Raw genomic sequence first — 25974 nt, forward strand, 5'->3', positions numbered from 1 at the left:
CCAGGCGGCGGGCGATCCCCTCCCGCCGCCTGGACGGCCGGCCTTGGCGGGGCGGCTGCAAACGCCCCGCCAAGGCATCCCGTCAGGCCTTTCGCCGACATCGTTCGCACGATCCGACAGGACTCCTTCATGCGTCTCTTCTTGCTTCTCGCGGGCCTTGGGCTGGCCAACGCCGCCCAGGCCGGCCCACTGACCTTCAACGCCGCCCAGGAACTGGCCCTGCAATCGCCGGCCCTGGTCGCGACAGCGGCCGATCTCGAGGCGGCCAAGTCCCAGGGCAAGGCGGCGGGCAGCTTGCCCGACCCAAAGCTGCGCGTCGGCCTGGACAATCTCCCGATCTCCGGTCCACCGGCCGGGACTTTTGGCGGCGACAGCATGACCATGGTCAGCGTCGGCCTGATGCAGGACCGGCCCAGCGCCGCCAAGCGCGAGGCCGCACGTCAGGCGGCCAGGGCGGAGGTCACGACCGCCGGCGCCCGCCAGGCCCTGGCGGCGCGCGAGACGCAAGTGGCCGCAGCTCTGGCCTGGATCGATCTGTTCTACACCGATCAGAAGCTGGCCGCCCTGGCTGCGGTCGAACGGGCGATCACACCGCTGCGCGACGCGGGGCCCGCCGCCGTCGCGACCGGAGACGCCCGTCCCGGCCAAGCCCTGGAAGCGCAACAGAAGCTGGCCGCACTGGCCGATCGACGCAGCGAACTACTGGCCGATAGGGCCCGCGCCGCCGCCGAACTGACCCGTTGGACCGCCGAGCCTGGACCTCAGCCCATCGGGCCGGCTCCGGACTTTCCCATCAACGCCGAGGCCGTGCGCGCCGGCCTGCCAGACCATCCCAGTCTCCGCGCCCTGGACGCGGCGCGCCAGACGGCCGGCACCCAGTTGGCCCAAGCGCGCGCCGAAGTCCATCCCGACACCAGTTGGGATCTCGCCTACCAGAAGCGCGACGGCGCCTATGGCGACATGGTGTCGGTCGAGGTGACCTTTGGCTTGCCGCTGTTTGGTCGGGCCCGGCGCGAACCGCTGATCGCGGCCCAGAGCGCCAGGGTCCGGGGGGCCGAAAGTCAAAAGGCCGCGGGCGAACGCCAATTGCTCGCCGCGCTGGAGGCCGACCTTGCCGATCACCAGATGCACCACGATCAGTTGGCCCGCGCCCAAGAGACCTTGGCGCCGCTGGCCCAGCAGCGCGCCGACCTGGAGACCGCCAGCTACGCCGCTGGGCGCGCCAGCTTGAGCGACGTGCTCGGCGCCTTGCTCGACCTGGCCGAGACCAAGCTTTCGATCCTCGACCGCCAAGCCCTCGTCGCGCGCGACAGCGCCAAGATCAACCTGACCTATGGAACCGCGTCATGAGCCGCGTCTCGCCCCTCTCGACCCGATCCATGATCGCGGGCGCCGCCGCCATCGCGCTTCTGGCCACGGCCGGGGGCTATGGTTTGGGCCAGTGGCGAAAGGCGCCCGCCCCGGCCGCGGGCGACGCGCCTGGCCGAAAGATTCTCTACTGGTATGATCCAATGGTCCCCGCCCAGCGCTTCGACAAGCCGGGCAAGTCGCCGTTCATGGACATGCAACTGGTGCCCCGCTACGCCGACGAGAGCCGGCCGGACGCGCCCGGCGTCACCGTCGATCCGCGCAGCGCGCAGACCTTGGGCATGAGATTGGCCCGCGCCGAGATGACGTCGCTCGCCCCCGGCCTGACGATTCCAGGATCGATCGAGTTCAACCAGCGCGACCTGGCCATCGTCCAGACCCGAACCCCCGGCTTCGTCCAGCGAGTCTATGGCCACGCCCCCGGCGACGTCATCGCGGCTGGCGCGCCGATCGCCGACCTGTTCAATCCCGATTGGGCGGGCGCGCAGACCGAATATCTGGCCGTGCGGCGCATCGGCGACCCGCGCCTGACGGCCGCCGCCCGGTCGCGGCTGACTTTGCTTGGCATGAGCCAATCCCTGATCGCCGCGGTCGAGCACGGCGGCAAGGTCCAGCCGACATCCACGGTGCGCGCGCCGATCGGTGGGGTGATCCAGACCCTGGATGTCTGGGCCGGCATGAGCCTGGCCTCGGGCCAGAGCTTGGCGCAGATCAGCGGTCTTGCGACGGTTTGGCTGACCCTGTCGGCGCCTGAGGCCCAGGCCGGGCTGATCAAGATCGGCCAGTCGGTCTCGGCCCAGTTGCTCGCCTTTCCCGGCGAGACCTTCAGCGGCCGGGTCAGCGCCATCCTGCCAGCCGCCGAGGCCGACAGCCGCACCCTGCAGGTGCGCGTCGAACTGGCCAATCGCGGCGGCAGGCTGCGTCCGGGCATGTTCGCCACCGCCAGCGTCGGGGGCGAGGCCGCGCCTGTCCTGACCGTCCCCGCCGAGGCGGTGATCCGCACCGGGCGGCGCGACCTGGTGATGCTGGCCCAGGCCGGAGGCCGCTACCAGCCCGCCGAGGTGCGAGTCGGTCGCCAAGCCGGCGATCGCACCGAGATCCTGGCAGGCCTTACCGCAGGCGATCAGGTCGTGGCCTCCGGCCAATTCCTGCTCGATTCCGAAGCCAGTTTGGCGGGCCTGGAGCCTCGGTCCCTCACGGCGAGCACGCCAGTGCGGTCGATGCCCGTTGCCGCCCCCAGCGGCGGAACCGCGCAAACCGTGAAACGCCCGACGAATGCGGCCAGCGCACTCCTGCAGGCGCAAGGTCGGATCGAAGAGATCACCGCCGACACGATCACGCTCAGCCACAGCCCGGTGCCCGCGATCGGCTGGCCGGCCATGACGATGACCTTCAAGCTCGACCCACCAAGTCTGGCCCAAGGATTGAAGGGGGGCGATCAGGCAGCGTTCGGCTTCGAACAACGTCGGGATGGACCCACGGTGCGCAGTGTCCGCCGCATGGAGGCAAGCCGTTGATCGCCGCTGTCATCCGCTGGTCGCTGGCCAACCGCTTCTTCGTGCTGCTCGGGGCTCTGGTTCTGCTGGCCGGCGGGCTTGTGGCGCTCCGCCAAACGCCACTAGACGCCCTGCCCGATCTTTCCGACGTGCAGGTTGTGATCCGCACGCCGGCCCAGGGCCAGGCCCCGCGCCTGGTCGAGGACCAGATCACCTACTCCCTGGCCACCACCATGTTGTCGGTGCCGGGCGCCAAGACCGTGCGCGGCTACTCGTTCTTCGGCGACAGCTTCGTCTATGTGCTGTTCGCCGACGGAACCGATCCCTATTGGGCCCGCTCGCGGGTGCTGGAGTCGCTTAGCCAAGTCCAAAGCCGGCTTCCGGCCGGGGCCCGCCCGGCCCTCGGTCCCGACGCCACCGGTGTGGGCTGGATCTTCGAATACGCCCTGGTCGACAGAACCGGACGCCATGACCTTAGCCAGCTTCGGTCCTTGCAGGACTGGTTTGTGCGCTATGAGCTGAAGACCCTGCCGGGGGTGGCCGAGGTGGCCAGCATCGGCGGCATGGTGCGTCAGTATCAGGTTGTGCTCGACCCGCAGAAATTGGCGGCCTACGGCATCACTCACCAGGCCGTGGTCGAGGCGCTGAATGGCGCCAACCAGGAAGCCGGTGGCTCGGTCGTCGAGATGGCCGAAGCCGAATACATGGTCCGGGCCAGCGGCTATCTGAGCAGCCTGGCCGACTTCGCCGCTGTGCCGATCAAGACCGCGGCCGGCGGCGTGCCCATCACCCTGGGCCAGGTCGCCACGATCCAGATCGGGCCGGAGATGCGCCGAGGGATCGCCGAATTGAACGGCCAGGGCGAGGTCGCCGGCGGGGTGGTGGTGCTGCGCTCGGGCGAGGACGCCCGCGCCACGCTCAAGGCGGTGCAGGACAAGCTGAAGATCCTTAAGACCACCCTGCCGCCAGGCGTGGAGATCGTCACCACCTATGACCGCTCCGGCCTGATCGATCGCGCCATCGACAATCTGAAGTCCAAGCTCTTCGAGGAGTTCATCGTTGTCGCCCTGGTCTGCGCGCTCTTCCTCTGGCATCTGCGCTCGGCCCTGGTGGCAATCATCGCCCTGCCGCTGGGCGTGCTGGCAGCCTTCATCGTCATGCGCGCCCAGGGGATCAACGCCAACATCATGTCGCTAGGCGGCATCGCTATCGCTGTCGGTGCAATGGTCGATGCGGCGGTCGTGATGATCGAGAACGCGCACAAACATCTGGAGCGCTGGACGCACGATCATCCCGGCCAGACGATCGGCGACAAGGAACGCTGGGACGAGATCGCCGCCGCCGCCGTCGAGGTCGGCCCGGCCCTGTTCCTGAGCCTGCTGATCATCACCTTCTCGTTCATCCCGGTGTTCACTCTGCAGGGCCAGGAGGGGCGGCTCTTTGCCCCGCTGGCCTTCACCAAGACCTACGCCATGGCCGCGGCGGCCCTGTTGTCGATCACCCTGATCCCAGTGCTGATGGGTTATCTGATCCGCGGTAAGATCCCGGCCGAGACCGCCAACCCCATCAACCGGCTGCTGAGCGCGATCTATGCGCCGGCCCTGGACTGGGTGCTCGGGCGTCCGCGCACCACGCTGGTCATCGCCGCCCTGGTCTTCGCCACCACCCTGATCCCGCTGTCGCGGCTAGGCGGCGAGTTCATGCCGACCCTAGACGAAGGCGATCTTCTCTATATGCCCTCGGCCCTGCCGGGCCTGTCGGCGGCCAAGGCCAGCGCATTGCTCCAGCAGACCGATCGGCTGATCAAAACCGTGCCGGAGGTCGAAAGCGTGTTCGGCAAGGCCGGCCGCGCGGAATCGGCGACCGATCCGGCCCCGCTGGAGATGTTCGAGACCACCATCCGCTTCAAGCCGCGCGACCAGTGGCGTCCCGGCATGACCCCGGAAAAGCTGGTCGAGGACCTGGACCGCACGGTGGCGGTTCCGGGCCTCTCCAACGTCTGGGTGCCGCCGATCCGCAACCGCATCGACATGCTGGCCACCGGCATCAAGAGCCCGATCGGGGTCAAGGTGTCGGGCGCGAACCTTGATGATCTCGATCGGGTCGCCCAGCAGATCGCCCAGGTCGCCAAGACCGTCCCGGGGGTCAGCTCGGCCTTGGCCGAGCGGCTGACCGGCGGGCGCTATGTCGATGTCCGCATCGACCGGGCCGCCGCCGGCCGATACGGCCTCAACATCGCCGACGTCCAGGCCATCGTCTCGGGGGCGATCGGCGGCCAGACGGTTGGCGAGACCGTCGAGGGCCTAGCCCGCTATCCGATCACCGTGCGCTATCCGCGTGAGGTGCGCGGCGATTTGGAGGCCCTGCGGGCCCTGCCGATCCTCACCCCATCGCTGCAACAGATCACCCTGGGCACGGTGGCCCAGCTGGCGATCAGCGAGGGGCCGCCGATGCTCAAGAGCGAGAACGGCCGGCCGACCACCTTCGTCTATGTCGACGTGCGCGGCCGCGACCTATCTTCGGTGGTCGCCGACCTGCAACGAGCGGTGGCCAAGGACGTCAAGCCGGTGGCAGGGGTGACCGTCAGCTATTCGGGGCAGTTCGAATATCTGCAGCGGGCGGTCGAGCGGCTCAAGATCGTCGTGCCGGCGACGCTGCTGATCATCTTCGTGCTGCTGTACCTGACCTTCCGCCGCTTCGACGAGGCGACCCTGATCATGGGCGCCCTGCCCTTCGCCCTGACCGGCGGTTTCTGGGCGCTCTACCTGCTGGGCTTCAACCAGTCGGTGGCCACCGGGGTCGGCTTTATCGCCCTGGCCGGGGTCTCGGCCGAGTTCGGGGTGGTGATGCTGATCTATCTCAATCAGGCCATGGCCGAGCGCCATGGCGTCCTAACAGACGCCGACCTCAGTGAGGCGATCCGCGAAGGCGCCTTGCTGCGGGTCAGGCCCAAGGCCATGACCGTGGCGGTGATCCTGGCGGGCCTAATCCCGATCCTGATCGGCCACGGCGCCGGCTCGGAAGTAATGAGCCGGATCGCCGCGCCGATGATCGGCGGCATGCTGAGCGCGCCGCTGCTGTCGATGTTCGTGGTGCCGGCCGCCTATCTGTTGATCGAGCGGCGGCGGCGCAAGGGTCACGGCATCTAGGTCAGAGGGAGGGCGGGCGCGATCTACGCCCGCCCTCTCGTCTTAGACCGGTGTCACGCGATAGCCCGCTGCCGCAACGGCGGCGGAAACAGCCTCCGAGGTCGCGCCGGTGTCGATTTCGAGGCTTTTGCCGGCCACGTCGGCGCGAACCGCGGCGCTGGCGTCAACCCCATGGATGGCCTTGGTGACGGTCGCGACGCAGTGGCCGCAGGTCATGTTCTCGATGGTGTAGCGAAGCATCTTGCTCTTCCTTGTTCGACTTCGCTGCAACAGATGGGGCTTCCCATCATGGCAAGGTCAAGGGGCGCCGCGCCGAAATCCTGGCTGAGGGATCGGCCTGGGCCGGCGCGTATCTCTCTGGCGCAGGACGGCCCTCTCCGGTCGATCCGCACCGACAGGAGAAAAAACCGATGAAGACCTTCCTCGCCGCCGGCGCCCTGGCCTTGGCCCTCATCGGACCCGCCCTGGCTCAATCCGACATGAAGATGGGCGATATGAAGATGGGCGACATGGCGGGCATGAAGCACGACGCCGCGCCCGCCCCGGCCAAGACGGCCGACGGCCAGGGCGTGATCAAGGGGATCGACGCCAAGGGCGGCACGGTGACCCTGCAGCACCAGCCGATCCCGGCGCTGAAATGGCCGGCCATGACCATGAAGTTCAAGGCCGCTCCGGACGTTCTCAAGTCGTTCAAGGTCGGTCAGGCCGTCAATTTCAAGCTCAAGCCGATGGGCGCTTCGGCCGAAGTCGTGGCGATGTCGGCCAAGTAGCACTTCAGGACGGTTCGCCCGGCGCATCAACGCGGCGGGCGAACAAGTCCGGTGGCCGGCGACGGCCCCGCGGCGCGCGGTGGATCAGCGACCTTTAGGTTGACGCTCGCGGCCTTGGTCGGTTCGCCCACGGGCTGAAGGGTGAAGGCCAGCACCCAGTCGCCGGTCATGGGCAGGTCGGCGCGGAACCGAAGCTGGTCATAGTCGAGCGAAGGCTCGAAGAAGGCCGGAAACACCGCAACGCCGCGCCCCGGAGCCATGCTGACCGTGGCGTCGCGCGCCGACATCCGCGGCATGATGCGGCCCTGTTCGACGGGAGTGACCTTCACCAGGATGGTCTTCGCCACGCCGCGCGTCAGGCTTGGCGAAGCGGCCTCGAACTTGTAGTCGGTGGCTTGGACGGCCAACAGCCCCGCCAGCAAGCAGACGCCCGAAAGCCAGGCCGGGGCCCGCATCACCGAAAGCCCCGCGATGGAGCCGGCTCGCGCTTCGGCGGCGCGCCTGAACCGAGGTCGGCGAGGATCGGGCAGTCGGCCCGATCATCGCCCGCGCAATCGCGAGACAGGTCGCGCAGCGTGTCGGCCATGGCTCGCATCTCCACGATCTTGGCCTCCAGGGCCTGGACATGCCCATCGGCGATCGCCTTGACCTCGCGGCTGGGCCGGACACGGTCGCGCCAGAGCGACAACAGGTGAGTGATCTCCTCGACCGAAAACCCCAGCGAGCGGGCGCGGCGAATGAACCTCAGCTCATTGACCTCACGCTCGCTGAAGCTGCGATAGTTGCTGTCGGTGCGGCCGGCGGGCGTGATCAGTTTGATCTGCTCATAGTAGCGGATCATCTTGGCCGAGACGCCGGACGCCTTGGCCGCCTGTCCGATGTTCATGCGTGAGCGTTCCTTGGCTTGATCGCAGGCAGGGGCGAGGTGAAGGCGCGCAGACGCAGGGCGTTGGACAGGACGCTGACGCTGGACAGCGCCATCGCGCCAGCCGCCACCATTGGCGAAAGCGACAGACCGAAGGTCGGCGCGAGCGCGCCCGCCGCCACGGGGATCAGGACGACGTTGTAGCCAAAGGCCCAGACCAGGTTCTGGCGGATGTTGCGCAAGGTCGCGCGGCTGAGCGCCAGGGCGTTGACGACGCCGCGCAGATCCCCGCCCATCAACACAACGTCGGCGCTCTCGATGGCGATGTCGGTCCCTTGCCCCATGGCCAGGCCGACATCGGCGCTGGCCAGGGCCGGCGCGTCATTGACGCCGTCGCCGACGAACGCCGTCGCGCCATAACGGGCGCGCAGGACCGCGATCGCCTCGGTCTTGCCCTGGGGCAGCACCTCGGCCACGACCTCGTCGATCCCCAGGATCCTGGCGACCGCCTCGGCGGTCCGACGGTTGTCGCCGGTGATCATCGCCACCTTCAGCCCTTGGGCGTGCAAAGCGGCGATGGCGGCGAGCGCTGTCTCGCGAATGGGATCGGCCACCGCCAGGATCGCCGCCAGACGCCCGTCGATCGCCACATAGAGCGGACTCTTGCCAGCGTCGCCCAAACGGGCGGCTTCCTCGGCGAAGGGCTCGACGTGCAGCGCCAGGCGCAGCATGTAGCGATCGGCGCCGATCTCGACGCGGCGCCCCGCCACGATCCCTTGCGCTCCAAATCCCGGCGTCGAGGCAAAGTCGCTCAATGCGCCGAGCGTCGCGCCTTCGGCCTTGGCCGCGCTGACGATGGCCTGGGCGATCGGGTGCTCCGAGCGCGCCTCGACCGCCGCCGCCAGGCCCAGGACCTCGCCCCGGCCAAACCCGTCCGCGAGGATCAGATCGGTCAATTCCGGACGGCCCTTGGTCAGGGTGCCGGTCTTGTCGAGCGCCACGACCTTGGCATCCTGCAGCGCCTGCAGGGCTTCGCCACGTCGGAACAAGACGCCCAGTTCGGCGGCCCTGCCGGTCCCGACCATGATCGAGGTCGGCGTGGCCAGGCCCATGGCGCACGGACAGGCGATGATCAGCACCGCCACCGCGTGAACCAGCGCCAGGCCTAGGGCGGGCGGCGGGCCGAACACCAGCCAGGCCAGGAAGGTCGCGACGGCCACGGCGATGACGGCGGGCACGAACCAGGCCGTGATCTTGTCGACCAGGGCCTGGATCGGCAGCTTGGAACCCTGCGCGGCCTGCACCATGCGCACGATCTGGGCGAGCAGGGTGTCGCCGCCAACCTTTGTGGCCCTGAACTTCAAGGCGCCGGTGGTGTTGACCGTGCCGCCGACCACCAAGGCCCCGACGGCCTTTTCGACCGGGATCGGCTCTCCCGTGATCATCGCCTCGTCGACGAACGACACCCCATCGACAACGACGCCATCGACCGGGAGACGCTCGCCGGGACGGACCAGCACCAGATCGCCAGGCAGAACCTCGCCGATGGCGATCTCAACGGCTTCGCCATCGCGTTCGACCCGCGCGGTCTTGGCTTGCAACGTCATCAGCCGCTTGATCGCTTGGCTTGTCGCGCCCTTGGCGCGGGCCTCGAACCAGCGGCCCATCAGGATCAAGGTGACGATGACCGCCGCGGCCTCGTAATAGACGCCGTCCGTCCCGGCCGGCAGCAGCCCCGGCGTAAAGGTGGCGACTAGCGAATAGGCGAAGGCCGCGCTCGCGCCGAGCACGACCAGGCTGTTCATGTCTGGTGTCAGGCGCAGCAGGTTTGGGACGCCCTTGCGGTAGAAGCGCAGTCCAGGCCCAAACAACACGATGCTGGCCAGAACCAGGCTGATCAGCCGCCAGGCCTGCTCGCCCAGTGTCGTCGCCAGCAGATGGTGGGCGCCAGGCACGAAGTGACGGGCCATCTCGACGACGAAGAGCGGCGCGGTGGCCAGGGCGGCGATCAGAACCGCGCGCTTGAGGCCGGCGATCTCCGCCTGGCGCGCCTTGGCTTCGTCGTCGGTGGTATCGGCGCCAGCTTCTTGCACCAGGCTCGCGGCATATCCCGCCTCGGCGACCGCCTTGATCAGCGCATCGGGATCGAGCGCGCCGCGCGCGCCGCTGACGCTGGCCCGTTCCGTGGCCAGGTTGACGACCGCACGTTCGACCCCAGGCGCTTTGAGCAACGCCTTTTCGACGCGCGAGACGCAGGATGCGCAGGTCATGCCGACAATGCGAAGGTCGATCGTCTGAGGGGCGAGATCGTAGCCGGCCTGGCGGATCGCCGCGACGATCGCGATGGGATCGCCACCTTCGACGTGAACCCGTTCGGCCGCGAGGTTGACGCTGGCGGAGGTCACGCCCGGCACGGCGGCAACCGCCATTTCGACCCGGCGCACGCAGGACGCGCAGGTCATTCCGACCACGGGCAGGTCCAGGATCTTGAGGTTTTGGTCGGGCATCGGCGGTCTCCTGTTCTCGATGCCCAGCGTTGTGATCCCTCCTATCATGGGAAGGTCAAGTCGGTGTTCGGCGGCGCCTGCAAGGAGTACGCGCCGACCCTGGCCTTCCCCTCATCGGAAGGTTTTCGCCGGCCTGGAGATAATCGTTCGAACAAACGGCGGAATCGTTCGAACTTTCGCCACAGGCTTACAATGATGGGAGGTGTTATTCCGCAAATATGCAGGTCATTCTTTCGCAACGAATACCTTCGTCTGCTGTTCTATTCGGGCGACCGGCGCCGATCATGGCGAGACGGATCAACAGAAATCTGGAAGGCAAAATAGATGCGCAAGATTTTGACCGCGTTGTGCGCGGCCAGCCTGCTCGGCGCCGTCGGCGTCGCGGGCGCCTCGGCTCAGTCCATGGCCGGGCACGACATGAAGGGCATGGATATGTCCAAGACGAGCATGAAGGGCCATGCCCAGATGGGCCGCGACGCCCTGAAGATGGACGAAATGCGGATGAGCAAGGCGATGATGGCGGCCAAGGCCTCCGACTTCGACGTGCTGTGGGCCAGGAAAATGATCGCTCATCACCAAGGCGCGATCGACATGAGCCAATCGCTGCTCAAGCACGGCGGCGACGCCGAAGCCAAGCGCATGGCGCAGATGACCATCGACGAAAACACCAAGGCCAAGGCCGAACTGGAGGCTTTCGTCCGCAAGCACGGCGGATAGGCTGCCTGTAGAAACTGGCGCCGGCGCACTTTTGCGCCGCGCGTCATTTTCGCGCGCGTTCCAGACTTGCGGGGTAAAGGGGTTCTGCTGCGTATAGTCAGTGGGACACCTCCGGGGGCGAAGGACCGAGCATGACTCTGAACTTGGACGACTTGGTCGATCAGCTGGCGGCGCAGCCGCTGGACCGATCGTTGGACGGCCTGGAATGGGACGTGGCGCGCGGCATCGCCCGTCAACGCGCCGACCTCAAGACAGGGGCCGCCCTGGCGCCGATCCGGGTCGCATCGATCGGTTTGGCGATGGCGATGGGCGTCACCGCCGGCGGCCTGGCCGCGGCCAGCACCGTTTCGGCACCTCAGCAGTTCAGCACCTTTTCGGTCTCGGCTCACCTGGCGCCGTCTACCCTGCTTGAGGGTGATCAGTGAGCGTAACCCGCAGCATCGTTCTGACGCTGGTGCTTTCGGCCCTGGCGGCGGCGATCGGCGTCTGGGGCGGCGGACAGTATGTCGTGCGTCAGATGCACCACAACACGCCCCTGCATCAGCTGGTGCATGAGAAGCTCAACCTCACGCCGGATCAGGAACGACGGATCGACGGGCTGGAGCGTGACTACGCGGCACGGCGCAAGGTCCTTGAGGCCGAGATGCGCGCCGCCAACGCCGAACTCGCGCAGGCGATCCAGGAACAGCACAGCTATACACCCAAGGTCCAAGCGGCCATCGATCGCTTCCACATGGCGATGGGCGCGCTGCAGAAGGAAAGCATCCAGCACGTTATCGCTATGCGCGCCGTGCTGACCCCGCAGCAAGCCGCGCGTTTCGACGACACGGTCGTCAAGAACCTCACCGAACAGGCGCAGTGATCGCGGCGACGCCCACCGACGAAGCGCTCGCGGTGCAGGCCGCGAGGGGCGACGAACGCGCGTTTGCGTATTTGGTCGGCCGACACAAGGAAAGTCTCTACCGCCTGCTGCGGCGTTATACGGGCGATGCTGATGAGGCCTATGAAGCCGTCCAAGAAGCGTTCATCGCGGCCTGGGCGGCTTTGGATCGTTATGACGCATCGCGCTCCTTCGGCTCCTGGCTGCGCACCATCGCCATCAACAAGGCGCGAGACCGCGGGCGGAAGATGGCCGTGCGCCGCTTCTTTTTCGGGTCCGTCGCCCCCGACGACGCCTTGGCCCAAGCCATCGACCCCGCCGCGCCCGCCGACGACCAGATGCGCCAACACCAAGCGATAAGTCTTCTCCGCCAAGCAGTGGCGAAACTTCCCGACGCCCTGAAGGCGCCGCTCGTGCTCACCGCCTTCGAAGGCCTGTCACATCAGGAAGCCGCCGTGATCCTGGGCGTTACGCCCAAGTCCGTCGAGACGCGCGTCTATCGCGCTCGCAAATCCCTGGCGGCGGCGTTGGATCCGGAAGCCTTCCTTGATCGCTAGCGCGACGGCCTCTCGCCAGGCGTGAGCCGATGAGACACCGATTCCAGCGCCTGGATGCCGGCTCCGAAGCGCCCGATCGCCTCGCGGTGCTTGTCCAGTTCGCCATAGGGCAGGTAGCGAACCGACAGATCCCCGATCCGGCTGAAGGCCGGCCGGCCGATCTGAGCGCGAACATCAACTTCTCGTTTGTCAGGGGCGACGAGATAGAGCGCGTGCAGGCTGCCGGCCGCGCCGCCGAGCGCCAGGTCGAGCATGCGCACGATGCCTGAATAGATCGAGGTGCTGTGTTCGACCTCGAAGGCCGCGACGATGGTGTCGGGATCCGAGAGCCACAGCACATCGATCAGTCGCACGGCGTCCGCGCCGGGCGCGGCTTCGAGCGTGGCTCCCAACCTCGCCAGGCAACCCCCGCCCAGCTTGCCGCCCTCATGAAGGCGACCCTGGTCGTTCTGGGCGATGAACACCTTGTAGCCGAGGGCCAAGCCCAGATCGCGCAGCCAACCCTGGACCTGGGTATGGGTGCGCTCGTCCTGCTCGACGGCGGGCTTGAGGGCGACGGCTTCCCGAACCTTGGCCAAATCCTCACGCCAGGATGTTAGAGCGGCGGCGTCATCCTGACGCGGCGGCGGCGCATAGAGACCCATGCCGATGTCGAAGCAGAACGCCGCGACCGCGCCCAGATCGTTTGACAGCAGATCCCGGTGCTTGTCGTTGAAGGCGATCAACCCCTGACGCATGGCCAGATATTGCTCCCAACGGCCAAGCTTCACGTTCGCCCCGAACAGCGCGTTGTAGCCGCGGACGATCGCGGTGTTGAACGGCGGGGCGATGGTCGGGTGCAGGAAGTAGAGGATGTTGGCTACAGCCGGTCCGAGGCCCTTGATCTGCAGGGCGTCGATGCGATGGATCTCCGCCAGCACATGCTCGGCGGTGTCACAGCAGACGCAGGCGTCCAGCAAGCGCCCGAAGGCCCGCTGGTTGCCGGGATGCTCGTAGATGTCGGGAATGCGCAGCTTGGGCTTCCAGAGGAAGGCGTGGTCGGCGCCCTTGAAGACCTGGCGCTGCTCGGCGATCGAGTGGACGACGGTCTCGAGCGAGGAGCCGCGATAGGCCACGCCGAACCGTCCGTAGGCGATCTCCTCGGCCACCTGCTGCACGCCGCGCCGGATCGAACGGAAGTTCTTGATCCGGTCCTCCCAGAGAAACCAGGTGCGATAGGCGCCGCGCGGATCCTCCCGCCAGCGCCGCAGAAGGTCGCGCATCAAGTCGTCGGACAATCCAGCTCTCCCCGGCCGCACCCTTGGTCAATAGGCGTGGAAGTCTTGCTTTCCAAGTCAAGAACCGGGCAACCTCGACCGTCCATTCGCCGTTGTCATGTCGATGGTCAAGTCCGACGGATCTTGTCGGACCGGCATCCTTCCAATCATTGGAATCTTTATTGCGGCAGGAAGCACCGATGCTGATCCAACCGATTGACTACTTTCTGCTGGGCTGGTTTTCCGTCGCCGCGCTCTGCACGGCCTATGTCGCCATCGACCAGTATCGCAACAACCCCGAGCCGGTGGTGATGACCCAGTTTGGCCGCGCGCTGCACGCATTGAACATCGAGATCATTTGCGCCAACTTCAGCTAGGCCAAGGGCCGCGTCGAGCGCGCCAACAAGACGCTGCAGGGCCGACTGGTCAAGGAGAAGCGCCTCGCCGCCTAGTTTTCACCATTTGTCCGCTTAGCGCTGTTTTCTGCCCGTTCTGTGGCGTCACCTCTTCTAGGAACAACAAATGAACAACTGGGCGGGAGATATGACCATCGGCCTAGGGTGGGTCTACTATGATGGGCCCGTCGGTCACACAGAGTTTCACCAGCATTACGCAGTTCAGATTTGTTTTCCCTTTACGAGTCCCCTTCGTATCGAGACGCAGGGGCAAAAACTGAACGCAGAGGGCATTCTGGTGATCGGCTCAAACATAAGCCATCGTCTTTCGGCACCCAGTCAGACGGCGAAAATTCTCTACATCGATCCCGGTCTCGTTAGAAAACGCTATGAGAATTTGCGTGCTGAAGAGCTGGAGGTGCTTAATCCTTCCCCTGCTCAGGCAAGGGCGCTCGAACAAGCACTCGCCACCGACCCTGCCTCAAAATCGAAAGAGTTTGGTTTCGAGCTCACTCAGTTGATCTGGCCTGAAAATCCTGCACAAGAAGCAATTTCCGCTATAGATCCACGCATAGAAAGATTTCTTGAATATATCGATGATTCTGAAAACGTAAGTATATTCCTGAATCAGGCGGCACGTGCGGCTGGCCTCTCGATGGGCCGTTTCCGACACCTATTCAGCGCTCAGATAGGTATGCCGCTCAAAAGTTACCTTTTGTGGACAAAACTGCAGCGCGCCATTCAAAGTCTTGCCAACGACAGTTCTTTGACGCGTGCGGCGCATATCGCTGGCTTTGCAGATGCCTCTCATTTGTCGCGCACATTCAAACGCACTTTCGGTTTGTCGCCAAACGAACTGAATAAAAAGGCAAATGTTACGACGAGAAAGCGCGCCTGATAGCCCCTACATTCATGCGCGTCTCGCGTTTTCCACGCATTCATAGCGAACTGAATCGCTGTCGGCGATGTCGTCGACCCTATTTGCGAGGAGAACTCGTCATGAAATTTCTAATACGGCTTTTCTATCTGCCGTTCTTTTTGATCGTTGGAAATGGAATCGCGATCTTCATTGTTCAATCCGGTCATTCAAAAGGCTGGCTGTTCCTTCTCATTTCAGCCTTCATCACGCTGGCTTTTGTGCTGGAGCGTGCTGTTCCTTATGACGCCGCGTTCAATGAGTCCCGCGGCGACCGCGTGCGCGACTTTTTTCATGCTTTAGTCAATGAAACCTTCAATGTTTTGGGTGTTTTGAGCGTACCGCTTTTAGCGACTTTTATCAGCCTCCCATCAATATGGCCGCATGCGCTTCCATTGTGGCAACAGTTGTTGATGGCAATCCTAATTGCAGATGTGGGCATAACGTTGGCTCATTTCGCCAGTCACAGAATTCAGGTTTTGTGGCGTCTCCATGCCGTGCACCACAGCATAAAGCGCATGTACGGGTTTAACGGACTGATGAAACATCCGTTGCATCAGTTCATTGAAACTCTGGCGGGCGTGTCGCCGCTGCTATTAATGGGTATTTCTCAGGATGCACTGTCTCTGCTCATCGTCGCTGTAATATTACAATTGCTACTGCAGCATTCGAACGTCGCCTATTTCACCGGCCCGTTGAAATATGTGCTTGCGATCAACGTTGTCCATCGATTCCATCATCTCAAAACGGCAGAAGAGGGAGATGTCAATTTCGGGCTCTTTACGAGTTTGACCGACTACTGTCTTGGCACTGCCTATTATGACAAGAGAAGAACTATCGTATCCGACGACCTTGGAATAGGAGACCAGCCGGATTACCCAGTCGGCTATCTACGCCAACTCATTCAGCCGTTTCGATAACAGGATATCTTGGCGCGCACCTGGAGCATTTTCCGATCCAAATGGATCGGTGAAATGCTCCAGCGTTAAAGCGACGCTTTCAATCAGATTGTGGAGTGCTGTTATGAGAAGGAAAATGGCCTACTTCTGTACAATTGCACTTCTGTCGGTTGGTCTAATTGGCGGACACATGTCTGGAAACCAGGCGCGGAGAGATTCTGTCGCGGCAGCGGAACAACAATTTGGCGTCGATTTTGAAAGTAGAATGGTTAACGTCGGAGAAGTGTCGTTGCATGTCGTATTTGCGGGACCGGTCGATGGCTATCCGGTAATCTTGCTGCACGGTTATCCGGAATTTTGGTATGCTTGGCGCGGTCCGATGGCGGTATTGGCGAAGGCAGGATTCCGTGTCATCGCGCCGGATCAGCGAGGATACAACTATTCCGATAAACCAGCTGATGTGGCGGCTTATAGACTCGACAAGCTGGCTGGTGACGTCGTGGGCCTTGCAGATGCGCTTGGTTACGAAAAGTTCTTTCTAGCTGGCCACGATTTCGGCGGTCAGGTTGCTTGGTGGACGCTACTTTTGCATCCGGAAAGGGTGGAGAAGGCAGTTATCATCAACAAGGAACATCCTCTTGCGGCAACCGACTATGAACCGAAGGAAGATGAGATCGACTGGTACGCGACATTTCTGCAGATACCATCGGTGCCGGGATATGTAGGGCGTTTGGGAAATTGGTCCCTGCTTGAAAAGACGCTGCGCGCGACGTCCCTTCCTAACACCTTTCCCGACGCGGACCTTAATCAGTACCGATCGGCATGGGACAATGACGGTGCAATAAACAGTATGGGCAAATGGTATCGTGCCAACAGGAATTTCAAAATGAATGTCGGCGCTGGGCGAATATCAACACCAACCATGATGATTATCGCCGCTGACGACGTGTTTACACCTGTTGATTTGGCGCGACGGAATATCCGTTTTCTTGACAATGGCCGAGTAAGCGAACTCGACACAGGAACGCATTGGGTGATTCAAGAAGAGCCCGATTTGATTGGGAGGTCTATGGCCGAGTTCTTTTCTTCGATTGAAACATCTTACGGCACCGACGTGTCTCGATCTGCGCCATAAGTGGTGACAGGTGGTATTCATCCCCTTCATCGCGGGACACCCCCAAGCGCCGCAGATGTTACTATCCGGCTTTCTAAACGCCGAAGGCAAGATCCAGGGTAGGCCAGTCGGGGTGGTCGTCGATAAACGTGGGGCCCTTCTTGTCGCCGACGATGTCGGCGGCGTCATATGGCGCGTGATCCCAGCCGCTCAGGAGCCGGCGTTACATTAGTCTCTCTCCCGACGCAGCGAGAGCTGAGCTCGTACGGATCGGTGAGGCGGAAAAGCAAGAGCAGCTGGGCGCGTGAGATTAAAGGCGCTTCAGAATGGCCTTCATCTGCGCGATTTCACGCTTCTGGGATTCCACGATCCCTTTAGGGCCAAAACAAAGCTCGCGGATTTCAGTATCCTTGATCTGCGCCTGGCCGCACATCAGAATCGCACCTGAATGGTGGGGTATCATCGAGCGAACGAACTGCCGGTCTCCCACAAACCCCTGCGTTCGAATTCCTGCCAAAGAGAGCGCGAACACGGCGGCGAAGACCACGTAAAGTAGAAGGTTAAGCTTGGGGTTTTGGTACATCGACTTCATCGTCAACAGCATAACCGCTGCCATCGGCGCCCACATCACTAGCGCCATGTAGAAGAAGTTTATGTTCTGAACGAAGTCACCCGAACTCGAGATCATCGCGAACATTGCGATATACATGATGACGAGGCTCAAGACGAGATTGAGCGCCAGCATCCTGTAGTGATGCTGCATCATCGGGCGATCCATTGCCCCCCCTTTTTGTGTTCCATCTGCACGTCCCTCTCCTTTCGAGCTCAATTTCACGTTTGTGGCTTCGCTGTAGAACTTGCAACTACAACGCCGCATCATGAGGCAGGGTTCAATGACCGTAGCCGATACGGAAGAGACCACGCGTTGGCCGAAAAGCGGGCGCAGCCGGCGTAGGTGCGCTTGTTGTGGGAAAACAAAGGCGCAGATCTCACCTGCGTACCGCGGTCGCAGAAAGGTGATCTGAGAATTTTGAGCCAGACGTGAGCGAAACTGCGGACATAGCGGCAATAGTCAACCTTGGGGACTATTGATGACAACATACCACTGCTGTACACTGGGCACAGGATTGGCTTGAGAGGCTTGAGGGTTTGCCCTGACGACGCACGTAAGCACTGGAGCAGCTCGCACAGAGCTCCGGAGGCTCAGCGTTGGTCAAGATACCAGGCAAAGGCGCGGCTGGCGTGGCGGTTTCGGCTCTGCACGCGCAGCAGGCGCGCATGAGGGTGATCGCGGAAAACATCGCCAATCAGGCCTCAACCGGTCGCACGCCAGGCTCCGACCCCTATCGCAGGCAGGCCCCAGTCTTCGCGCCCGCCAAGACCGAAGATGGCGCCGAAGGTGTGGCGATGGTCGCGACCAAGCCCGACCCGAGGGCCTTTCCTCTGGTCTACGAACCAGGCAATCCAGCTGCTAATCCTGAAGGGTACGTCAAGGAGCCCAATGTTTCGGGCATGATCGAGGGGCTGGATATGAAGGACGCGCAACGCGCCTATTCCGCCAATTTGAACATGCTCGAAAACCTCGACGCCATGGAAAAACGGACACTGGATATCCTGAAATCCTAGAGCATTCTGCGACCTGATCACCCTGGTGCGCGCTCTGGCCAGGTTTTCCCATTTCGACGCCGGCGACGATCCTTACGGCGAGCGCGATTTCGGGGCGTTAGAGCTTTGGGGCGAGCAGCTGTTTTGGAAGATCGACTACTATCATCCGGGCCGCGATGAGCACTCACCTGTCAAGTGGAGCACCCAGCTGTCCCGCCGCGTTCTGACCATCATGCTGGCCAGCGAGTATTGACCGGGCGGGCCAGTCTCCTGGACTGGCCCGCTCCCCTGCCCGATGCTATATTGAGGGCGTTCGAAGGAGCTTCGCCATGGGCCGTTGGTCCTCATCCGACCCCGCGGACGTGGCTTGGCGCCGCGAGCAGATGAGCGCCAGCAACGACATCGAGGGCGTGCGTCGCGATCCGCAGGCCGACCAGCTGATGGCGCGCCTGGACGCCGAGGGCAAAACCCCTGCTCAAAAGCGCGACGCCTTGCGCGGCTACTTCGCCCAGAAGGCTTAGTGAGCGACCGAAAGGCGGCCGAGCGCGCTGCGTTCGAGCGGGTTTTCTACCCAGACAGACGCGTGCTCGTAAACGAGCTTGGCCTGCGCGACGCGGCCTCGCTCGATGCGGCTGGGCGTCTTTTCACCGATACGCGGATCGAAGAAGGCATGCCCGCGCGGGCCTCCGAGCCGACCTACGCCGGGTTCAAGGCGATCCACCACCACCTCTTTCAGGACCTCTATGCGTGGGCCGGGCAGGAGCGAACCTATACGACGGGTCGCGGACCCACTCCGTTCGCGCCGCCCGAGCAGATCGGCCCCTGGATGGAAAAGCAGTTCGCGGCCTTCGGTGCGGCCGTCGGCGGTAGCGCCATGGCCCACAACGCTGATGCGCAGGCTCGCTTGCTGGACAAGGCCGGCAGCCAAGTGGCCGAGCATTTGCGATGCCGGCCGCACGATCGTCGAGGTCAGCAAGTGGAAGGCCAAGCCTGCAAAAGCGCTAGTGCCGCTCGGCCCGATGGGATTTGGGCGAGATTTCAAACCGCGGCCAGCCTGGAAACCTTCTGCCCTGCCCGAACGCTTTCCAGGATGTGCAACTTCCCGTCCGGCAACACCTTTGGCCGACGCCTCAGGGCTTTAGAGTTCGGCGGTGATGAGGCCGGAGCTGTCAGGACGTAGTGACCTTCACGCTTCGTTAACCTAGTTTGCGCATTTGAATGTATACAGCTTCTCACGCTGCTAATTTCATTCAATGCGCGCGGGTGAGCGGCAACAGCATGTCGTTGGACGAGGGTGATGCCAAATGAATTCGGCCGTAAGCGAAGCTGTCAGAATTGGCCAATTGGCTCTTGCTGGAGAACAGATGGTCGAGCGCCTGAGGCGCACAGCCTTCCTGCCCAATGAAACCAAGGGCCTTAATGTCCGAATCGGCATCGCCGAGACTGCAGAGCTTCTTGGCTGTTCCACCAACCGTATCCGGATGGCTGAGCAGGACGGCCGGCTCCCGCCACCGCCAGAGTCGGATAGCGGGCGCCGCGTCGGCTATGACATCCCTGCCCTGCTTAACATGCGTGAGGTGCTGGGCGCCTCCCCTAGGCGAGGCCCGGACGATCCGCCTGCCATCATCACTGTCCAGAACTTCAAGGGCGGCGTCGGCAAGTCCACCGTCACGACCCACCTTGCCCACTATCTGGCGGTCGCGGGCTACAGGGTGCTGGTCGTCGACTGCGACAGCCAGGCCACCACAACGACGCTGTTTGGTTTCAATCCCCATTTCGCCATCCGGCGGGAGGAAACTCTCTATCCCTACCTGTCCATCGAACCCACCCAGGACGACCTGACCTATGCGGTCAAGCGGACGATCTGGCCCAATGTCGATCTCATTCCGTCAAACCTGCAGATGTTTGACGTCGAGTATGAGTTGGCTGCGGCCGGAACGGGCGGCGGCGGCGTATTGGCATCGCGGTTCCGCAAGCTACGGGAGGGCCTTTTTGAATTGGCTCAGAACTACGATGTCGTGTTGCTCGATCCACCACCAGCCCTGGGTACGATCTCCCTGGCGGTGATGCAGGCGGCCAATGCACTGCTGGTTCCGCTTGCGGCCACGACCCCGGACTTCTGCTCGACGGTTCAGTTTCTCTCGATGATGGACCAGGTGATCGGTCAGCTCTCCTCGGCGGGGATCGATGTCGAGTTCGATTTCTGCCGGCTGATTTGCTCGAAGTTCAATGCCAACGATCCCAGCCACGACATGGTGCAGCGGGTAATGGACCAGGCCTTTGGGCCTGCACTCTTGCCGGTCCCGATCCTGGAGTCTGCCGAGATCAGCCATGCCGCGCTTCGAATGATGACCATCTACGAGCTGGATAAGCCCATCGGCACGCCGAGGACGCACAAGCGGTGCCGATCCAATCTGGATGAGGCCTTTGCTCAGGTGGAGCAACTCATCCGTCGTCGCTGGGGCAGGGCCGCACCGGCGGCCAGCCCGATTCAGTTTTCGGTCTAGGTTGGAGCGCCGGAGAAACTGCCATGTCCAAGCGCCAGTCCGACTATCTCAATTCTTTGCTGAGCGAGCCTGCCAAGCCGCCTGCGCCTACTGCGGATCTTTCGCCGACTTCGGTTGAGACCAAATCCTCCGAAGCGGCAGAGGCTACCTCCCCTCCCCTCCCCTCCTCGCGCGGGGGGCCTGGGATGACGTTGCTAGCGCGCGAGTCCGCACTTGCCAGGATCGCGGCTGGTGAGGTCAAGCAGATCACCCAGCTGCTGCTTGATCCGGCCCGTGTCCGGATTTGGTCTGGAAATGCACGGCACCAGGCAAGCCTCAACGAGGCGGTCTGCAGGGATTTGATCGATTCCATCCTCGCCGAAGGCGGTCAGAAGGTACCGGTCGTGGTGCGGCGGATCGCTGACGACGCTGCGCACGACTATGAACTGATCGCAGGAACCCGGCGGCACTGGTCCATTAGCTGGCTGCGCACCAACAGCTATCCGGACATGCAGCTGCTGGCCCAAGTCCAGTCGATGGACGACGAAAGCGCGTTCCGCCTGGCAGACTTGGAAAACCGGGCTCGCAAGGATGTTTCGGATTTCGAGCGGGCGCGGAACTATCGCGATGCCCTCAAGAGCTACTACGGCGATCGCCAAAACCGGATGGCCGAGCGGCTCAACCTTTCCAAGGGCTGGCTGTCAAAGATGATCTCCGTCGCCGACATGCCCGATTGGGCCGTCTCGGCGTTTGCTAGCCTTGCAGATATCCAGCTGAAGACTTGCTACCCGCTGGCTCAAAGGATCAAGACGCTTTTGGGTGACGATCCCGCCGGACTTAAGCGGATGCAGAAAGAGGCCGCACGCCTTGCCAAGGAACAGGACGCACTGCGCACCCAAGGCCTAGAAGCCGTTTCGGCAAGTGACGTCGCCGCCACGCTTTTGAAAGCCGCTCAGACTCCAGGTCCGGTGCAGGAGTCGCTCTTTACCGGCGACTCGGTGCATGGTCGCTTGGCGGTATCGGTCCTATCGGCCAATCGAAACGGTGCGACTATTCGCATTCACGCTGGTTCGGGGGCGAGCGAGGCGGAGCTGGCGAGCTTGGTTGAGCGAGCTCTGGTTCAACTTCGCGAGCAAGGCAGGTCGGTCGCGGGTTAGGGTCTGGCTGGGCCGTTGGGCTGTTTCCCCGGGGAAACACCCAGAACGCCATCCAGCCCCCTCCCCTCGGACAACAGGACCCGTAGGGGTCTGTTTCCCCGGGGAAACACTTAGTCCGCCTCGAGCTTGCCGAGCGGTCACCCAGTTAGGGCAAGGATCATGGCCTCTACCCCGCCCAGTCAAAGCAGCGAGCAGATCGATCTCTTCCTGCCCTATCTGGCAGATCTGAATCTGCGTGATCAGCGCGAGATGATGGAGCGGCCGTTCTTCAGCCTGTCCAAGTCCAAGCGCACCAAGCCCATCGACTACAAGTCGCCCGACGGCAAGGTCTGGGTCCACGTTTCGGCCAACCCCGACTATGGCATGGCAACGATCTGGGACGCGGATGTTCTCATCTACTGCGCCAGCGTCCTCAACGATCTCAAGGAGCGCCGGGTCAATGACATCCCACGCGTCCTGAAGGTCATGCCCTACGACATACTGCGCAGCATCGGCAGGCCCGTCACCGGTCGCTCCTACGAGCTCCTGGGAGCAGCCTTGGACCGCCTCCAGTCGACGACAATCAAGACCAACATCCGCGCCGAACAAAGACGCGAGGCGACCTTTTCCTGGCTCGATAGCTGGAGCCAGTTGATCGACGAAAAGAGCGATCGGTCGCGCGGCGTATCGATCGCCCTGTCCAGCTGGTTCTACGACGGGGTGATGATGACGGGCGGGGTTCTTTCCATCGACCGATCCTATTTTTCGATCACCGGCGGCCGCGAGCGCTGGCTCTACAAGGTCGCGCGCAAGCACGCCGGCGGGGCAGGGGAGGAGGGCTTCGCGATCGCCCTGCCGACGCTGTTCGAAAAATCCGGGGCTGAAGGACAGTATCGCCGCTTCAAATTTGAAATGGCCGCGCTCGTTCGTACGAACGCGATCCCGGGTTATGAACTAGCCTTCGAAGAGGCGGTAACCTCTCGAGAGCCCTTGCTGCGCATCCGCCGCCGGCCCTCGACCAAGGCCGCACCAATCGCCGCGTCCGCACCAGCCAAATCGAAGACAGCCCCTGCCGCCGTTCAGCAGCGTCCGGCAGACCAGAAACGCGATCTGGAACCGAGGGGCTATCTGACCGACGAAACGCTCGCCCATCTGAGAGCGAACTACCAAGGCTGGGACTTCTACTCGCTGCATCACGAGTTCCAGGCCTGGATCCGCGAGCACGCAGATCGCGTCCCCGACCGCTATCAAAGTGCCTTCATCGGCTTTGTCCGGCGCTATCATGAAAAGAACCGCTACCAGCTTCGCGGTTGATCGGCCCTAGAGTTCAGCCGAGTGGAGCAGGGGAGGGCGCTGCCGGCCTCTCAGAACGTTCCCGATATGTCGTGTCCGCGCACGCGTCGGATCCAGGCAGCATCATTGCCGGCAATGTGGCCCGTCCATTTGAACCTTCCGGGCCACAAGAACGGTCAAAGAGATTCAATGGGAGTCGGTCTCAGCGTTCGATCTGACGCAAAAGCCCGCCGATCGACACATCGGGAACGCCAAACGTCACATCAGGAACCAATCCACGGCACATCAGGAACGCACCACACGACACATCAGGAACGGATTGCCGACACTCCGGGAACGCTGTTGACCGTTTTATCCAATTATATCAGATAGATGCAGCGAATTTCCAACCTTTAACCCTGTAACTTATTCTATTGAAACTCTCTAACGAGCGAGATGTTGAATTTGAATTTGGGTGAAGGAAGGCAAGACGAGCAACCCTCGCGCACGGCTACCGTCCAGGAGACACAGGTCATTGAAACAACTACCGAGGACGGCGAGGGCGGTTTGGCCGTGAATTGGCCGGCACAACACTCCAAAGGCCGATCCGATCCAACTGGACGTGCACATGGAGCTGAGGGTCTCACCCAAGCCCGGGGCCCAGGACGAAAGCCAAGTTCACCCAAAGCGCAAAGTCCGGCAGCAAAGGGGCGTCAATGGCCGGGTTTAGCGGACAGTCCAACAGGGCATCGCCGCAGAAGCCCTGCAGGGCGCGCTCAGGCGCTCGAAGTAAACCTTTTGACCAGTGGACACCTGGGCCGCCAGTGTGGCCCTATAGCGCTGAAATCGGCACTTTCGGCGATCTGCGAGATGCGGCATCCGCCGCCGCCAGAATTTCAGTAGCGTCATCGCTGATCTTCGGGTCATGGCAAACGGCCGCGCTGCGATCCGGCCGTGGGATCTGACCCGCACGAGCCGTGATCTTCTCACGAAACATGGCTTCCTGCAGGAGGTGATCAAGGGCTGGTACATTCCAGCCCGGCCCGGCGCTGATTCCGGCGAAAGCACCGCGTGGTACACGTCGTTCTGGGATTTCTGCCGCGACTACCTTACCGAGCGCTTTGGCGATCAGTGGGCCCTTACCCCGGAACAATCCTTGGTTCTGCAAGCGGGCAATACCTCGGTGCCCGCCCAGCTATTGGTCCGGGCGGCAAAGGCGAACAATCAAGTCACAGGGTTCATCCATGGGACCTCGCTTTTCGAGGGGGCTCACAGTTTGCCCGAGCCGGGCGATAGCGTGGCTCTGAATGGCCTTCGCCTCTTCACGATCGAGGCTGCCCTTGTCGCTGCGCAGCCGTCCTTCTTCGAGAACCATCCCACTGAAGCGCGCACCATTCTCTCGATGCAGCGCGACGCATCGGCCATACTGGCGCGGCTGCTGAAGGGCGGGCACACGGTCATTGCCGGCCGTCTGGCCGGAGCCTTTCGCAACATCGGCCGCGACCGCGAAGCCGACGAGATCCTGGCAGCCATGCGAACTGCCGACTTCCCGGCGCGCGAGGTTGATCCCTTCAGGGACGAGGTAATCCGCTCACCCTACCGCCGTGATCCATCGCCCTATGTGCAGAGAATCCGCATGCTCTGGCAGAAGATGCGCGACGACATCCCGGGCCGATTTCCGGAGCCACCGAGCAAGCCTGAAGCCGCAGAAGCCTACCTGCGTCAGGTCGATGAGACCTACGTCACTGACGCATATCACTCGCTGTCCATAGAGGGCTATCAGGTCAACGCCGAGCTGATCGAGCGTGTGCGGCGCGGCGCCTGGAATCCAGAAACCGACAGGTCCGATCTGGACCTTGAAAACGGCCTGGCCGCGCGCGGCCACTGGCAGGCCTTCCAGGCGGTCAAGGCGAGTGTCCGCCAGGTCCTCGACGGCCAGAACCCGGGCGATGTCGTCGACCTCGACCATGGGGGTTGGTATCGCGAGCTCTTCGCCCCGAGAGTCACCGCCGGCATCCTCAAACCCGAGAACCTTGCCGGCTATCGCACGTCTGCGGTCTATCTGCGCGGGTCGCGCCATGTGCCGCTCAATCCTGACGCCGTTCGCGACGCCATGCCGGCTTTTTTGGAGCTGCTGAAGGAGGAGCCGAACCCTGCGGTGCGCATCGTTTTGGGTCACTTCATCTTCGTCTACATCCACCCCTACATGGACGGAAATGGGCGCACTGGTCGCTTCCTGATGAACGTCATGATGGCGGCCGCGGGCTATCCGTGGACCGTGCTTCCAGTTCAGCTGCGCGCCCCATACATGGCGGCGCTGGAGACGGCGAGCGTCGACCAGAACATTGGGCCATTGGCTGATTTCCTCGCGGCCCAAATTGGACGGCAAGCACCACCCCCTCGGTGAACTTCCCCGGTCCGCAAGGAGGCTCGCACGAGGTGGCTTCCGTCGGATCGATGTGTGGTCTCCAGGGCATTCCGGGGCGGCGGTAGAGGTTTGGTCCGCCGTTGATTTGGCGTGAGGGACCTACGGCTACAGCGATGGCTTGTATCGTCTGGAGTGCCGGATGGGTCAGCTTAGCCCCC

25 protein-coding genes and 2 pseudogenes are annotated in these 25974 nt (G+C 63.1%); 21 read left to right on the forward strand and 6 right to left on the reverse strand.

Features of this window, described 5'->3' with window-relative positions:
- The first annotated feature begins 129 nt into the window (after window positions 1-129).
- Genes ACW17Z_RS19460 through ACW17Z_RS19470 form a run of 3 tightly spaced genes read left to right on the forward strand, consistent with a single transcriptional unit; the run spans window position 130 to window position 6013 of the window.
- Window positions 130-1350 (forward strand): TolC family protein, encoded by a 1221-nt coding sequence (locus tag ACW17Z_RS19460; RefSeq protein WP_492058600.1) that lies wholly within the window; start codon window positions 130-132, stop codon window positions 1348-1350.
- Complete coding sequence (locus ACW17Z_RS19465; protein WP_492058601.1) at window positions 1347-2885, forward strand: efflux RND transporter periplasmic adaptor subunit; 1539 nt, start codon at window positions 1347-1349, stop codon at window positions 2883-2885. The genes ACW17Z_RS19460 and ACW17Z_RS19465 overlap by 4 nt, the downstream gene beginning before the upstream one ends.
- Entirely contained in the window at window positions 2882-6013 is a 3132-nt protein-coding gene (locus ACW17Z_RS19470; RefSeq protein WP_492058603.1) for an efflux RND transporter permease subunit, read from the forward strand. The genes ACW17Z_RS19465 and ACW17Z_RS19470 overlap by 4 nt, the downstream gene beginning before the upstream one ends.
- Window positions 6014-6055: 42 nt before the next feature.
- Here ACW17Z_RS19470 and ACW17Z_RS19475 read toward each other — a convergent pair whose 3' ends face one another.
- Window positions 6056-6253, reverse strand: a complete 198-nt coding sequence (locus ACW17Z_RS19475; RefSeq protein ID WP_492058604.1) for a heavy-metal-associated domain-containing protein — start codon at window positions 6251-6253, stop codon at window positions 6056-6058.
- Window positions 6254-6423: 170 nt separating this feature from the next.
- On the opposite strand from ACW17Z_RS19475, the gene ACW17Z_RS19480 reads away from it, so the two are divergent.
- Window positions 6424-6783 (forward strand): copper-binding protein, encoded by a 360-nt coding sequence (locus ACW17Z_RS19480; protein ID WP_492058606.1) that lies wholly within the window; start codon window positions 6424-6426, stop codon window positions 6781-6783.
- 26 nt (window positions 6784-6809) lie between these two features.
- Here ACW17Z_RS19480 and ACW17Z_RS19485 read toward each other — a convergent pair whose 3' ends face one another.
- The 3 genes from ACW17Z_RS19485 to ACW17Z_RS19495 are packed head-to-tail and all read right to left on the reverse strand — an operon-like array spanning window position 6810 to window position 10155.
- Window positions 6810-7190, reverse strand: coding sequence for a hypothetical protein (locus tag ACW17Z_RS19485; protein WP_492058608.1), 381 nt, complete (start codon window positions 7188-7190; stop codon window positions 6810-6812).
- Between the two features lie 47 nt (window positions 7191-7237).
- Complete coding sequence (gene cueR, locus ACW17Z_RS19490) at window positions 7238-7669, reverse strand: Cu(I)-responsive transcriptional regulator (protein WP_492058609.1); 432 nt, start codon at window positions 7667-7669, stop codon at window positions 7238-7240.
- Entirely contained in the window at window positions 7666-10155 is a 2490-nt protein-coding gene (locus tag ACW17Z_RS19495) for a heavy metal translocating P-type ATPase (RefSeq protein WP_492058611.1), read from the reverse strand. The genes cueR and ACW17Z_RS19495 overlap by 4 nt, the downstream gene beginning before the upstream one ends.
- A 324-nt stretch (window positions 10156-10479) precedes the next feature.
- Between ACW17Z_RS19495 and ACW17Z_RS19500 the strand changes: the two genes are divergently transcribed.
- From ACW17Z_RS19500 to ACW17Z_RS19515, 4 genes are all read left to right on the forward strand, one after another.
- On the forward strand, window positions 10480-10872 hold the full coding sequence (locus tag ACW17Z_RS19500; protein WP_492058613.1) for a DUF305 domain-containing protein: 393 nt from the start codon (window positions 10480-10482) through the stop codon (window positions 10870-10872).
- Window positions 10873-11003: 131 nt separating this feature from the next.
- Window positions 11004-11297 (forward strand): hypothetical protein, encoded by a 294-nt coding sequence (locus ACW17Z_RS19505; protein ID WP_492058614.1) that lies wholly within the window; start codon window positions 11004-11006, stop codon window positions 11295-11297.
- A complete protein-coding gene (locus tag ACW17Z_RS19510) occupies window positions 11294-11734 on the forward strand; it encodes a Spy/CpxP family protein refolding chaperone (protein ID WP_492058616.1) in 441 nt (146 codons plus the stop codon). Before ACW17Z_RS19505 ends, ACW17Z_RS19510 begins: the two co-directional genes overlap by 4 nt.
- Complete coding sequence (locus tag ACW17Z_RS19515; protein WP_492058617.1) at window positions 11731-12309, forward strand: RNA polymerase sigma factor; 579 nt, start codon at window positions 11731-11733, stop codon at window positions 12307-12309. Before ACW17Z_RS19510 ends, ACW17Z_RS19515 begins: the two co-directional genes overlap by 4 nt.
- On the opposite strand, the gene ACW17Z_RS19520 is transcribed toward ACW17Z_RS19515, so the two are convergent.
- Window positions 12306-13571: a type II restriction enzyme NmeDI-related protein gene (locus tag ACW17Z_RS19520; RefSeq protein WP_492058841.1), complete on the reverse strand. Its 1266-nt coding sequence runs from the start codon at window positions 13569-13571 to the stop codon at window positions 12306-12308. The two genes, ACW17Z_RS19515 and ACW17Z_RS19520, sit on opposite strands and share 4 nt — an antisense overlap.
- A gap of 305 nt (window positions 13572-13876) precedes the next feature.
- Here ACW17Z_RS19520 and ACW17Z_RS19525 point away from each other — a divergent pair.
- The 5 genes and pseudogenes from ACW17Z_RS19525 to ACW17Z_RS19545 all read left to right on the forward strand — a co-directional run.
- Window positions 13877-14008, forward strand: a pseudogene (locus ACW17Z_RS19525) (ISNCY family transposase); the annotation flags it as partial.
- Window positions 14009-14087: 79 nt separating this feature from the next.
- Window positions 14088-14858 (forward strand): AraC family transcriptional regulator, encoded by a 771-nt coding sequence (locus ACW17Z_RS19530; protein ID WP_492058619.1) that lies wholly within the window; start codon window positions 14088-14090, stop codon window positions 14856-14858.
- A gap of 101 nt (window positions 14859-14959) precedes the next feature.
- The gene (locus tag ACW17Z_RS19535; RefSeq protein WP_492058621.1) at window positions 14960-15796 is read left to right on the forward strand and encodes a sterol desaturase family protein; all 837 of its coding nucleotides are present in this window, start codon (window positions 14960-14962) and stop codon (window positions 15794-15796) included.
- A 115-nt stretch (window positions 15797-15911) separates the two neighbouring features.
- The gene (locus tag ACW17Z_RS19540) at window positions 15912-16910 is read left to right on the forward strand and encodes an alpha/beta fold hydrolase (protein ID WP_492058623.1); all 999 of its coding nucleotides are present in this window, start codon (window positions 15912-15914) and stop codon (window positions 16908-16910) included.
- A 7-nt stretch (window positions 16911-16917) separates the two neighbouring features.
- A pseudogene (locus ACW17Z_RS19545) lies at window positions 16918-17121 on the forward strand (sorbosone dehydrogenase family protein); the annotation flags it as partial.
- 78 nt (window positions 17122-17199) lie between these two features.
- Here the strand turns inward: ACW17Z_RS19545 and ACW17Z_RS19550 are convergent.
- Window positions 17200-17667 (reverse strand): DUF305 domain-containing protein, encoded by a 468-nt coding sequence (locus ACW17Z_RS19550; protein ID WP_492058624.1) that lies wholly within the window; start codon window positions 17665-17667, stop codon window positions 17200-17202.
- A gap of 431 nt (window positions 17668-18098) precedes the next feature.
- Here ACW17Z_RS19550 and flgC point away from each other — a divergent pair, with 431 nt between their 5' ends.
- The 8 genes from flgC (at window position 18099) to ACW17Z_RS19590 (ending at window position 25795) form a co-directional block, all read left to right on the forward strand.
- A complete protein-coding gene (gene flgC, locus ACW17Z_RS19555) occupies window positions 18099-18515 on the forward strand; it encodes a flagellar basal body rod protein FlgC (protein ID WP_492058626.1) in 417 nt (138 codons plus the stop codon).
- A 25-nt stretch (window positions 18516-18540) separates the two neighbouring features.
- Window positions 18541-18747 (forward strand): DUF3768 domain-containing protein, encoded by a 207-nt coding sequence (locus ACW17Z_RS19560; protein ID WP_492058628.1) that lies wholly within the window; start codon window positions 18541-18543, stop codon window positions 18745-18747.
- Window positions 18748-18823: 76 nt separating this feature from the next.
- Complete coding sequence (locus ACW17Z_RS19565; RefSeq protein WP_101714475.1) at window positions 18824-19015, forward strand: hypothetical protein; 192 nt, start codon at window positions 18824-18826, stop codon at window positions 19013-19015.
- Entirely contained in the window at window positions 19015-19674 is a 660-nt protein-coding gene (locus tag ACW17Z_RS19570) for a hypothetical protein (protein ID WP_492058630.1), read from the forward strand. Before ACW17Z_RS19565 ends, ACW17Z_RS19570 begins: the two co-directional genes overlap by 1 nt.
- 124 nt (window positions 19675-19798) lie before the next feature.
- Window positions 19799-21001 (forward strand): AAA family ATPase, encoded by a 1203-nt coding sequence (locus tag ACW17Z_RS19575; protein ID WP_492058632.1) that lies wholly within the window; start codon window positions 19799-19801, stop codon window positions 20999-21001.
- 23 nt (window positions 21002-21024) lie between these two features.
- Entirely contained in the window at window positions 21025-22137 is a 1113-nt protein-coding gene (locus ACW17Z_RS19580) for a ParB/RepB/Spo0J family partition protein (protein ID WP_492058633.1), read from the forward strand.
- 159 nt (window positions 22138-22296) lie between these two features.
- On the forward strand, window positions 22297-23430 hold the full coding sequence (locus tag ACW17Z_RS19585; protein ID WP_492058635.1) for a replication initiator protein A: 1134 nt from the start codon (window positions 22297-22299) through the stop codon (window positions 23428-23430).
- Between the two features lie 883 nt (window positions 23431-24313).
- Window positions 24314-25795: a Fic family protein gene (locus ACW17Z_RS19590; protein WP_492058637.1), complete on the forward strand. Its 1482-nt coding sequence runs from the start codon at window positions 24314-24316 to the stop codon at window positions 25793-25795.
- The last annotated feature ends 179 nt before the right edge of the window (window positions 25796-25974 follow it).

The sequence above is a fragment of the Caulobacter sp. GSs2 genome (assembly GCF_058680895.1).